Source organism: Nocardiopsis sp. NPDC058631, from assembly GCF_042716955.1.
Lineage (GTDB): Bacteria > Actinomycetota > Actinomycetes > Streptosporangiales > Streptosporangiaceae > Nocardiopsis.
The window spans coordinates 1-4,910 of the sequence record NZ_JBHXQY010000182.1 but is presented as its reverse complement, the minus strand read 5'-3'; the positions used below and the strand labels follow the sequence as shown (position 1 = coordinate 4,910).

At 70.8% G+C, this 4,910-nt stretch carries 4 protein-coding genes and 1 pseudogene; all 5 read right to left on the bottom strand.

The genetic code is table 11. From position 1 onward, the window contains the following. Window positions 1-139 precede the first annotated feature (139 nt). Window positions 140-1,063, bottom strand: coding sequence for a zinc metalloprotease (locus ACFWTE_RS29675; protein ID WP_378783242.1), 924 nt, complete (start codon window positions 1,061-1,063; stop codon window positions 140-142). A gap of 146 nt (window positions 1,064-1,209) precedes the next feature. Next, on the bottom strand, window positions 1,210-2,931 hold the full coding sequence (locus ACFWTE_RS29670) for a DEAD/DEAH box helicase (protein WP_378783241.1): 1,722 nt from the start codon (window positions 2,929-2,931) through the stop codon (window positions 1,210-1,212). A gap of 178 nt (window positions 2,932-3,109) precedes the next feature. Continuing rightward, window positions 3,110-3,376 (bottom strand): hypothetical protein, encoded by a 267-nt coding sequence (locus ACFWTE_RS29665; protein ID WP_378783240.1) that lies wholly within the window; start codon window positions 3,374-3,376, stop codon window positions 3,110-3,112. 11 nt (window positions 3,377-3,387) lie between these two features. Further along, window positions 3,388-4,074 (bottom strand): class E sortase, encoded by a 687-nt coding sequence (locus ACFWTE_RS29660; protein WP_378783238.1) that lies wholly within the window; start codon window positions 4,072-4,074, stop codon window positions 3,388-3,390. Window positions 4,075-4,241: 167 nt separating this feature from the next. Further along, window positions 4,242-4,529: pseudogene (locus ACFWTE_RS29655) on the bottom strand (hemin ABC transporter ATP-binding protein); the annotation flags it as partial. Between the last annotated feature and the right edge of the window lie 381 nt (window positions 4,530-4,910).

Here is a 4,910-nt window from a genome sequence, read left to right as displayed (position 1 = left end):
ACCCATCCCATACGACAACGCCGTTCTCCACGACCAAGGGTCATGGAGAACGGCGTCACATGGGGCCAGAACCCGGAATTAACCAACAGCATCCGCTTCTTCGCCCCGGGGCCCTGTACACGGCGTCCTGCTGCGTCCGTCAGGAGCGGAAGGCCGCCCAGTGCTCCGCGATGCGGGTGGCCTGCCCCTCCGTGAACTGGTTCATGCAGCCGTCGTCGCTGTAGTTCATGAAGTTGGTGACGGGGTCGTCGCCCGCCCTGCGGGGGCAGGAGTCCCGGCCCTCGGGGCAACCGGAGGCGGCCTCGCGCTCGTAGGGGGTGTCGTCCACGTAGTCACCGGGCGCGCTGCACCCGTTCTGGAACGTGTGGAACAGCCCCAGCCAGTGGCCGACCTCGTGGGTGCCCGTGTGCCCGAGGTCGAAGCCCTCGCGGCCACCGCCGGGCAGGGTGTCGTGGGCGATCACGACCCCGTCCTGTTCGGGGGCCGACTCGTAGTCCTGGGGGAAGGTCGAGTACCCGAGCAGCCCCGATCCCAGGTCCGCGGTGTAGACGTTGAGCGTCCCGGCGTCGCCCTGGCGCAGTTCGGCGCGGATCGTGTCGCGGTACTCGTCGAACCGGGTGAACCAGGTGTCGTCCACCGTCCGGGTGACCTCGGACAGGTGGAAGCTGAAGCCGGTGTCGGCGGCCTCGGCCGCGTAACCGCCCCGGTAGGCGGTGTTGAGGACCTTGATCTGCTCTCGGATGCGCGCGGCCGGTACGTTGCCCCGGCCGTCCTCCGCGGAGATGACGTGCACCACGACCGGCACGGCCCGGGGCGGCTGGATCTCCTGGCCGCGCAGGGGCAGGATCGCCTCGCGGAACTGCCTGTCGTACTCGGAGGCCTGCCGGGGGGTGAGCTCACCGCCGTCGGTGACCGCGGCCTCGGGGTCACTCACCCGTGCCGCCGGGCCGGGCGCGCACTCCTCCGAGGAGGTGCCCACCTCCCCCTCGGCGGGGGCGGACACTGCCCCGGCCTGGTCGGGCGGCAGGCCCACGACCGTTCCGGTCAGGGCGAAGCCGCACATCAGCAGTCCGGTCCAGAGCGCGGCTGAGCCACCGCGAGCGTTTCGTCGAATCACATCACTGACTGTAATTACGTGATTACGATCAGCTTGGTAGACGTGCGCACACTTGCGAAGTATTTGCCCGGTTCGGGGATCCGGTCCCGGGACTACTTGCCGCCGACCGCCCAAGTACGGAGCTTGGCGATCCGCTCGCGGATCTGGGGCGGGGACGCCTGCGCGACCGGGGGCCCGCCGCACGCGCGGCGCAGCTCGTTGTGGATGACCCCGTGCGGTTTGCCCGTCCGGTGGTGCCAGGCGCCCACCAGCCCGCTGAGCTCACGGCGCAGGTCCGCCACCACCTCATGGGTGGGCCCCTCCTCCTCGGCGGGGTCGTCCTTCTTCGCCTTGCGCTCACCGGCCCGGATATCGGCCTTGCGCTTGCGCAGGAGCTGGGAGACCTGCTGCGGATCGAGCAGACCAGGAAGCCCCAGGAAGTCCTCCTCCTCCGAGGAGCCCGGGACGCCGCCGTACTCGGCTCCGTCGTAGAGGGCGCGGTCGAACTCGGCCGCCGACTCCATCGTCTCGAACGGGAGCTCCTCCCCCGCGTCGGGGCTGTCGCGCTTCCGGTTGGCCTCCTTGAGGAGGTCGTCCTCCGGGTACTCGTCGTCCCCGGGCGGTGGCTTGTCCAGTACGTGGTCGCGCTCGCGCTCCATCTCACCCGCGTACTCCAGCAGGGTCGGGACCGAGGGCAGGAAGACCGACGCCACCTCGCCCCGCTGGCGCACCCGCACGAAACGGCCGATGGCCTGGGCGAAGAAGAGTGCGGTACTGGTGGAGGTGGCGTACACGCCGACCATCAGCCGGGGAACGTCCACCCCCTCCGACACCATGCGCACGGCCACCATCCACCGGTCGTCGCCGACGGCGAACCGGGAGATCTTCCGGGAGGCCGTGGGGTCGTCGGAGAGCACCACAGTGGCACCCTTGCCGGTGATCTGCCGGATGATGCGCGAGTAGGCGCGGGCGTTCTCGTGGTCGCTGGCGATGACCAGGGCCCCCGCGTCGGGGTGCGTCTTGCGGACCTCGGTCAGGCGCCGGTCCGCGGCATGGAGCACACGCTTGATCCAGTCGCCCTTGGGGTCCAGCGCGGCGCGCCACGCCTGGGAGAGGGCGTCCTGCGTGAGGGGTTCCCCCAGTCTGGCCGCGAGTTCGTCACCCGCGCGGGTGCGCCAGCGCATCTCCCCGGAGTAGGCCATGAAGATGACGGGACGCACGACCCCGTCCTCCAGTGCGGGGCCGTACCCGTAGTTGTAGTCCCACGAGCAGCGGCGCACCCCGGCCGCGTCGGGGACGTAGTCCACGAAGGGGATGGGGTTGATGTCGGAGCGGAACGGGGTTCCGGTGAGCGAGAGCCGCCTGGTCGCCGGATCGAAGGCCTCACGCGCCGCGTCGCCCCAGGACAGGGCGTCGCCGGCGTGGTGGACCTCGTCGAAGATCACGAGGGTCTTGCGCGCCTCGGTGCGGTTGCGGTGCAGCATGGGGTGCGCGGCGACCTGCGCGTAGGTGACGGCCACCCCGATGTACTGCCGGCCCAGCGCGCCCTGGCCGTTCTTGAAGTCGGGGTCGATGGCGATGCCGAACCGGGCGGCCGCCTCGGCCCACTGCTTCTTGAGGTGCTCGGTGGGGCACACGATGGTGATGGCCCGCACGGCGTGCCGGTGGAGGAGTTCGGTGACCAGCGTGAGCGCGAAGGTCGTCTTGCCCGCGCCCGGGGTCGCCACGGCGAGGAAGTCGCGTGGATCCCGCCGGAAGTACTCCTCGAACGCCTCCCGCTGCCAAGCGCGGAGCCCGCGCAGGCGGTCCTCGGTAGTGGTCTGCGTCACCGTCATTCTCAGAACCGTCCCCCGTTGCTCACCTGCTAGAGGTTAGCGGGCGTGGCGGACCGGACCGGGAGCCCCGCCAGTGGTGCCGCCCACACACCCGCTCCGTTCGCGCGCTCCCCGCCGCCCCGGCCGGCACGGGACCGGGGGCTGAAGCCGTGCGGCGCCCGCCCCCGGATGCCGCCCGCTAAGAAGCCCCTTCCTCACCGGGAAGCCCTTCGGCCCCAGGGTCTTCGGAAACCTCACCGGTGACCGCCTCCCCGCCGGTGCCGCCCCCACCGCCCGCCCCGACACCCTGGGTGTCGACGGCGCCGTCGTTGAACGGCATGTGCGGAGAGAGCGCCGGAAAGGCGAAGAACCACAGCAGTGCCGCGGCGCCGATCAGCAGGCCGACCGCCATGATGAACTTGGAGGCCCACGGGCCGGGCAGGATGCGCCAGATCAGACCGTACATTCGCGTTACCCCTACTCGGCCGCGTCGGAGTCGGGGGCCATGTGCGCGATCGACTCGGGCATCCCCTCGGACTTGGGCGTGGTCTCCACCAGTTCACCCCAGACGATGAGCCGGTGCGTGTTGTTCAGCTTCGGCGCGCAGGTGGTGAGTGTGATCAGGGACCGCTCGGGGTCGCCCTCACCCGCCCCCTCGACGTCGTCGAACGGGTCCGGCTCGATCACCCACACGTCGGTGGGCAGGACCGTCTCCTCCTGGAAGACCTCGTACGTGTAGAAGTTCTCGCCGTCCTCCAGTACGAGTTCGTCACCGTTCTCCAGCAGGTCCATGTCCCAGAACAGTCCCGGGGTGCGGTGCGCGGCGATCGCGTAGTTGCCCGCGCCGCCGGCGCTGCTGGGGTAGTCGGTGTAGTGGCCCGGGCTGTAGAGGATGTCGTCCGGGGTGGTGCCGTTGACCACCACCCAGTCCAGGTCGAGGCTCGGGACGTAGAGACGGCTGTCGGCGCTGCCGGGCAGCGGTTCGGAGTCCGGCCCGGCCTCTTCCGTCGTGGCCGCCCACGCCTCGTCCAGCCCGTCCGCCAGGCCCTGCTGCTCGCGGTCGGTCTCCCACTGGGAGCCGTAGACCTCGTACCCCGCGTAGAAGAGCATGAGCAGCCCGGCCGTCAGGAGGACCTCGCCGACGAACCGGACGAGCCCGCGCACGACGTCTCCCGATGTGGCCCGGCGCCGGGGCGCCCGACGGCGCCGGCCTCCCGAGGCCCGACGACGTCCCTCCCCGCGCTCGTACGGGGGCTCTTCGTGTGACTGCCGTTCAGTTGTGGACACCAATACGACCTACTCCTGTGGACGCTCTCGTGTGCGCCGGACACCTACCGGAGGGGCACGACCAGCGGGACCCCGGTACGCGGGTGCGGCAGGACTTCGACCTCGTGCTGGTAGACGGTGCTCAGCAGGGACGTGGTGAACACGTCGGCGGGGGCTCCCTGCGCGGCGACCCGCCCTCCGGAGAGTATCGCCACACGATGGGCGTAGGCTGCCGCAAGCCCCAAATCGTGCAGGACCACGATAACCGCCCCGCCGTCCTCCGAGATCTGACGCGCGATGGACAGCACGAGTTCCTGGTGCCGGATGTCCAGGGCCGCCGTCGGCTCGTCCAGTCCGGCCAGGTGGGCGTTGCCTGTGCCGTCCATGGCCGCGGGGGTGCGGTGCGGAAGGCAGTAGAAGAACGCCCCGCCACGCGCGGCCGTGACCACGCCGAGGGGGATCTCGGCGGGGGCGGGGTAGACCCCGGTCGCGACGGGGGAGACCGCCACGAGGCCGGCCAGCAGGAGCACAGCCCGGGTGCCCGCGGGGTTCTGGAGGTGCCGAAGGCGGGTTCGCGAGGAACGAGCCAACCCGCCGCAGGCACCGAAGGTTCCCGCGCTAACAGGCATCCGGGCCCGGGCCGAAGCGAAGCGGAGGCCCAAAGAAGGCACAGCCCGGGTGCCCGCGGGGTTCTGGAGGTGCCGAAGGCGGGTTCGCGAGGAACGAGCCAACCC